Below are 6844 nucleotides of genomic sequence, written 5' to 3' on the forward strand. Positions count from 1 at the left end.
GGCCGGCACCGGCCGGCCGTCGACGGCCAGGATCGCGTCGCCCACCCGGACCGCGACGCCCGGCGCGCGCAGCGGCGAGCGCGCCCGAGGATCCGACGACTCGGCGGGCAGGATCCGCGCCACCCGCCACACGCCGTCCTCCCCGCGCGCGACATCCGCGCCCAGCAGGCCGATCCGCCGCGCGGACTCGACGTCGCCGCCCGGCGGTGTCACGTACGCATGCGAGGTCCCCAGCTCACCCTGCAGCTCCCACAGCAGGTCGACCAGCTCGTCATGCGAGCCGACCGCGTCGACCAGCGGCCGGTACCGCTCGCGCACCTCCGCCCAGTCGACGCCGCCCATGTCCGTGCGCCAGAAGTGATCCCGCATCAGCCGCCACGCCTCGTCGAACGACTGGCGCCACTCGGCTCCCGGGTCGACCTGCACGCGCACCCGAGACAGATCGACCTTCACGTCGTCGGTGCTGTCCGAGTCGCCATCGGACTTGCGGTCGGCCGCCTGCACCCGCAGGCTGCGCCCGTCGCGCACGATCAGCCGCTCGCCGTCGCCGGTCGCCCACACGTCGTCGACGCCCTCGGTCAGCGACTCGAGCTTGCGCTTGGCGAAGTCGTACCGCTCGAGCGCCGGACGGTGGTCGTCGTCGTCATCGACGAGGTCGCCGTCCTCGCCGAGCACGCCGGACAGCGGCACGCGCAGCCACGCCAGGCCACCCTTCACCGCACGCAGCGACGAGTACCGCGCGGCCGGCACCGGCACCGGGACCACCCGGTCGGCGAGACCTTCGAGATCGACCGCGGTGCGCGGCGGGCCCTCGTCCCCGTCGCCGCCGTCCTTGTCCTTGCCGTCGTCGTCCTCGACCGGCCGCCCGCGCAGCTGCGGGGAGAACGGCGACGGCGTGGTGGCGGCCAGCGGCACCAGGTGCGGGCGCGACCCGTTCGGGAACGACAGGTCGAACACGTGCACGTCGTAGACCGGGTCGAAGCTGCGCTGGGACAGGAACGCCAGGTGCTTGCCGTCCACCGTGAACACCGGGTCGTGGTCGACGAAGCGGATCGGCGTGACGTCCACGACGGTCAGGTCGATGGTGGACGCCATCCTGATGTGCCGCAACGGGATCGGGCCCGGGTGCGACCACGCGAGCCAGCCCGAGTCGGGCGAGAACGCGAGATCGGTCGGGTCGCCGTCCTCGCTGCGGGCGACCTCGCGCAGCTCGCCGGTGTCCGCGTCGACCAGCAGCACGCGACCGTCGTGGGTGGCCACGGCGATGCGCCGGCCGTCTGGCGCGGCCGCCAGCTCGAGCACCCGGCCGAGCCGCCCGGAGCCGATCCGGCGCGGCGTCGAGCCCGCGGCGTGGCCGTCGACCGGCGCGATCTCCAGGGCGTCCTCGCCGTCGGCGTCGGTGACCCAGACGACCTGTTCGCCGAACGTGCGCGGCAGCCGGGCGCGCACCCCGGGCTCGGCGGCCAGCGCCCGGACCGGACCGTCGCGGTGGGTCAGCCAGTGGACCGTGCCGCGGACCTCGACCGCGCTGCCCCGCCCGGTGTGGTCGGGCCCGACGTCGCTCAGCTCGTCGCCGGCGCGCACCGGGTAGGGCGCGCGGGCGGGACGCGGGCCGCCGAGCCGGATGTCGAGCTCGCGCGGCTCAGCGTTCGTGTGACTGCCGAGGCCCTCGACGAGCCACAGCCGGCCCGCGCGGTGGAAGACCACGCGCTCGCCGTCGGTGGCGGCGCCGCGCGCGTAGAACTCGCCGGCCGCGTCCACCCGGTGTCGGCGCAGGTCGCCGCCGTCGGGCAGGCAGGAGTAGAGGTCGGCGACGCCCTCGTGGTCGGACAGGAACGCGAGCCGGTCGCCGACCCACATCGGCGAGGAGAGGTTGCCGTCGAGGTCGGCCTGGAAGCGGACGAACTCGCCGTCGCCGTTCGCGTCGAGCCAGAGCTTGCCGGCGGTGCCGCCGCGGTAACGCTTCCACCAGGCCGGTTCGCGGGAGAACGCGGCGGAGAGCAGGACCGCGCCGTTCGGGCCGAGCGCGAGGCCGCCGACCGGCCCGTACGGCAGCCGGCGTGACCCGCTGCCGTCGGTCGGGACCTCGTAGGCCCAGCTCTGCCGAGTCGAGTGCTGACCGACCGTGCTGCTGGCCAGGACCGCGTCACCCGACCAGCCGAGGACCTCGGTCTTGACGTCGCCCCAGTAGGTGAGCCGCCGGCTGGGCCCGCCGTCGGCCGGCGCGAGGTGCACCTCGGGCTCGACGTCGCGCCAGCTGGTCCACGCGATCAGCGAGCCGTCCGGGGAGAAGCGCGGCGAGCTCGCGGCGGACTGGTCCGCGGAGACCCGCCAGGCGCGGCCTCCATCGAGCGGCGCGATCCACACGTCGTCCTCGGCGACGAAGGTCACGAGATCGCCGTGCAGGTGGGGGTGGCGGAGGTAGGAGTCGGTCACGTCGCCACGTTAGCCGCGCCCACCGACGGTCGAGGCGCGATTCACTGTGGGCACACCGGAGAACCGGTGGACTACCGGATCAGCCGCGGCCGTGCTCCGGGTCGGTGTGCCCCGGCCAATGGAGGCGCCAGTCCGCCGCGGTCATCCGGGTCGGGTCGGCGCCCGCGGCACGGGCGGACTTCTCCGCCGTGCGGACCGCCTCGGCGAAGGTGCGGGCCACGGCTCGCAGCTCGCCCTCCGGGTCGGTGCCCGCCAGCTTCGCCAGCACCGCCAGGTCGAACAGGCGCGCGCCGGTGTCCGAACCGCGGGGCAGCAGGTCGCCAGGCAGGCCGGCGCGGGCCGTGCGCTGCGCGAGCTTCGCGGCGAGCGCGAGGGCCGGCTGACCCGTCGCCACTCCGTCCACACTGGACTCGCGGCGCTTCTCCTGCTGCTTGAGCTCCTCCCAGCGCACCTCCTGCGTGCCGGCGTCGCGCACCGCGGGGTCGCCGCCGGCGAACACGTGCGGATGGCGACCGACCAGCTTGGCCACGAGCGAGGCGGCCACGTCGTCCACGGAGAACGGGTCCGCGGCGTCCTCCTCGGCGATCCGCGCGTGGAACAGGACCTGCAGCAACACGTCGCCGAGCTCCTCGCGCAGCGCCCCGCGGTCGCCGTCCTCGATGGCCTCCAGCAGCTCGAAGCACTCCTCCACGAGGTACTGGCGCAGCGAGTCGTGCGTCTGCTCGGCGTCCCACGGGCAGCCGCCCGGCGAACGCAGGCGGTCCATCACCGCGACGGCGTCGAGCAGGCGGGAGCCCGACGGCGCGGCCACGACCGTGGCACCGCCGGCCGCCAGCGCGGCGGCGGGGTCGGCGGAGAGGTCGTCGGTGACGAGCACGACCGGACCCGACAACGACTCGGGAGCCGGCGGCAGGCCCAGGTCCACGCCCGGCGCCGCGTACACCTCGCGGTCCGACCGCAGCAGCGGCACGGCGGCCGCCGGCAGTACGCCCCGGTCGACCAGTACGACGGTCGGGCCGGACGTCACTGCTGCGAGTCGTCGCCGGCCGGCGGCAGCACCAGGCCCTCGGTCTCACCCTCGCTCGGCGCCACGCCCATCGCGGCCATGTCCCACACGCCGTAGCGCGGGCTGACCTGGATCTCGGCCTGCTCGGCGTAGGGCTGCAGCATCCGCAGGCCGACCGCGACGAGCTCGGTGGCCGAGACCTGCGGCGCCTGCGACGTGTCGACCGTCGCGTCGGTGTCGCGCTGGCGGATCAGGCCGACCACCCACAGCGCCTGCTCGGCCGAGGGCTCGAACGCGACGACCGTGCCCGGCTCGGAGCCGAACATCGCGGTCGCCGCCAGCGCGGCACTCTGCACGGCCGGGAACTGCGCGCCCTCCTGGGCGTCCTGCCCGGCCTCCTGCTCCTTCGCGATCACGTCGGCGGCCCGGTCCGGGTCGGCGGCGAACTCGCGGGCCTTCGCCTCGGCCTGCTCCCGCATGGACTCCGGCTTCGCGCTCGGGTTGTCGGAGACCACGGTCGTGTAGTCCATCGTGACCTGCAGCTTGTCGAAGTACTTGTCCGCGAGCTGCGCCAGCAGGACCTGGTCGGTCACCGTGTCACGCAGGTCCCGCGCCCGGAACACGAGCTGGCTGGCCAGCGCGTCCGGCGGCACGCTGCCGTCCGTCGGCAGCTCCTCCTTGAACGGGTCCTGCGCCATCGCCTGCGCCACGTCCTCGCGCTTGACGCTGATGTTCTCCTCGCGCGCCGCCTCGACCAGCAGCTCGTGCTGGATCAGCTGGCTCACCGCTTCGCGCGCCACCAGGTCCAGCTTGCGTTGCTGGGCCAGCGGCCGGGCCGCGGGCTGCTCGCGCACGATCTTGTCGAGCAGGTTCTGCACCTCGTCGACCGACACGGACCGGCCGTCCACGATCACGGCGGAGTTGGCCTGGCTCGGTCCGGATCCGCACGCGGTGAGCCCGGCGACGAGCGCGGCCAGCACCGCGATGAGCACCGTGTTTCGGACAGCGACAAGGGCACCGGAACGCGGCTTGGCAGTCGTCACGGCTGCCAAGCCTCTCACAGCGGTTCACCCGACCGGTGCTGGGGCGATCTCCAACGAGTCAAGCAGGTTCGCGCACCAGTCGAGCAGGTCCGTGTCGCGCAGCTGCGGGGCGCCCATCCGGCCGCCGGCGGGCCCCTCGGTCGGCCGCGGCACCGAGACGAGGTTGGTCACGGCTTTGTAGTTCGCCTTGGGGTACAGGCGCTTGAGCCGCACAAGCTGAGAGTCGCGCAGCCGCAGCGGCGCCAACCGGATCAGGTTCCCCTGGGTGGCGACCTCGGTGACGCCGTGCTCCCGGCAGGTCTGCCGGAACGCCGCCACCGCGAACAGCCGCCGCACCGGCAGCGGCGGGCTGCCGTAGCGGTCCTTCAGCTCGTCGGTGACCGCGGCCAGCCCCTCGGCGTCGGCCGCGGCGGCGATCTTGCGGTAGGCCTCGAGCCGCAGCCGCTCCCCCGGCACGTAGTCGTGCGGGATGTGCGCGTCGACCGGCAGGTCCACCCGCACCTCGGCGAGCTCTTCCTCCTCCTCGCCCGGCTCCGCGCCCGCGTGCTTGCGGAACGCCTCGACGGCCTCGCCGACCAGCCGGACGTAGAGGTCGAAGCCGACGCCGGCGATGTGTCCGGACTGTTCGGCGCCGAGGATGTTGCCGGCGCCGCGGATCTCCAGGTCCTTCATCGCCACCGCCATGCCGGCGCCGAGCTCGGTGTTCTGCGCGATCGTGGCGAGCCGGTCGTGCGCGGTCTCGGTGAGCGGCGCCTCCGGCGGGAACAGGAAGTAGGCGTACCCGCGCTCGCGGCCGCGGCCCACCCGCCCGCGCAGCTGGTGGAGCTGGGCGAGGCCGAGCAGGTCGCCGCGCTCGACGATCAGCGTGTTGGCGTTGGCGATGTCCAGCCCGGTCTCGACGATCGTGGTGCACACCAGCACGTCGAACTCACGGTCCCAGAAGCCCTCGATGATCTTCTCGAGCCGGTCCTCGTTCATCTGGCCGTGCGCGGTGACCACGCGTGCCTCGGGCACCAGCTCGCGCAGCCGGCGCGCGGCCTTCTCGATCGAGGAGACCCGGTTGTGCACGAAGAAGACCTGGCCGTCGCGCAGCAGCTCGCGCCGGATCGCAGCGCCGACCTGCTTGTCGTCGTAGCCGCCGACGTAGGTGAGGATCGGGTGCCGGTCCTCGGGCGGGGTCAGGATCGTGGACATCTCGCGGATGCCGGCGAGCGACATCTCCAGCGTGCGCGGGATCGGCGTGGCCGACATGGTGAGCACGTCGACGTGCGTGCGCAGCGCCTTGATGTGTTCCTTGTGCTCGACGCCGAACCGCTGCTCCTCGTCGACGATCACCAGGCCGAGGTCCTTGTAGCGGATGCCGGTCTGCAGCAGGCGATGCGTGCCGATCACGACGTCCACGTCGCCGGCGGCGAGCCCCTCGACCACCACCTCGGCGTCCGGCCCGTGGGTGAACCGGGACAGGCCGCGGACGGTGACCGGGAAGGACTGCAGGCGCTCGGTGAACGTGTTGAGGTGCTGCTGGGCGAGCAGCGTGGTCGGCACGAGAACGGCGACCTGCTTGCCGTCCTGCACCGCCTTGAACGCGGCCCGCACGGCGATCTCGGTCTTGCCGTAGCCGACGTCGCCGCAGATCACCCGGTCCATCGGGACGCCGCGCATCATGTCGGCCTTGACCTCGTCGATGGCCGCCATCTGGTCGGGCGTCTCGGTGAACGGGAACGCGTCCTCGAGCTCGCGCTGCCAGGGGGTGTCGGCGCCGAACGCGTGGCCGGGCGCGGACTGGCGGGCGGCGTAGAGCTGGACGAGCTCGGCGGCGATCTGCTTGACCGCTTTCTTGGCGCGGGACTTGGTGTTCTTCCAATCCGAGCCGCCGAGCTTGTTCAGCGACGGCATCTCCCCGCCGACGTAGCGGGAGACCTGGTCCAGTTGGTCGGTCGGGACGAAGAGCCGGTCGCCGGGCTGGCCGCGCTTGGACGACGCGTACTCCAGGAGGAGGTACTCGCGGGTCGCGCCGGAGACCGTGCGCTGGACCATCTCGATGTAGCGGCCGATGCCGTGCTGCTCGTGGACGACGTAGTCGCCGTTGCGCAGCGCGAGCGGGTCGACGGCGTTGCGCCGCCGCGAGGGCATCTTGGCCGACAGGTCGCGGGTCGACGTGCCGTGCCGGCCGCCGGTGAGGTCGGTCTCGGTGAGCACGACCAGCGCGCGGTCGGGGACACCGAAGCCCTCCTCGATGGCGCCCCGGACCACGGTCACGATCCCGGCGGGTGGCGGCTCGTGCAGCCCGTCCTCGGCGAACGCGGCCGCGGCCTCGGCGTCGGCGAGCTGCTCGACGGCGCGGCGCGCGACACCGCCC

At 73.6% G+C, this 6844-nt stretch carries 4 protein-coding genes; all 4 read right to left on the reverse strand.

What is annotated here, in order from left to right; translation table 11 throughout:
- The coding region (locus ACRDSK_RS30285) for a S41 family peptidase (RefSeq protein ID WP_431444806.1) at window positions 1–2436 on the reverse strand (2436 nt) is incomplete at its 3' end.
- A gap of 79 nt (window positions 2437–2515) precedes the next feature.
- Entirely contained in the window at window positions 2516–3463 is a 948-nt protein-coding gene (locus tag ACRDSK_RS30290; RefSeq protein WP_431444807.1) for a MazG family protein, read from the reverse strand.
- On the reverse strand, window positions 3460–4485 hold the full coding sequence (locus ACRDSK_RS30295; protein ID WP_431444809.1) for a SurA N-terminal domain-containing protein: 1026 nt from the start codon (window positions 4483–4485) through the stop codon (window positions 3460–3462). The genes ACRDSK_RS30290 and ACRDSK_RS30295 overlap by 4 nt, the downstream gene beginning before the upstream one ends.
- Before the next feature lie 24 nt (window positions 4486–4509).
- Window positions 4510–6844: transcription-repair coupling factor (gene mfd, locus ACRDSK_RS30300; RefSeq protein ID WP_431444811.1), on the reverse strand; the 2335-nt coding region annotated here is incomplete at its 5' end.

The sequence above is a fragment of the Actinophytocola sp. genome, assembly GCF_050699915.1.
In the GTDB taxonomy this organism is placed as follows: domain Bacteria; phylum Actinomycetota; class Actinomycetes; order Mycobacteriales; family Pseudonocardiaceae; genus Actinophytocola.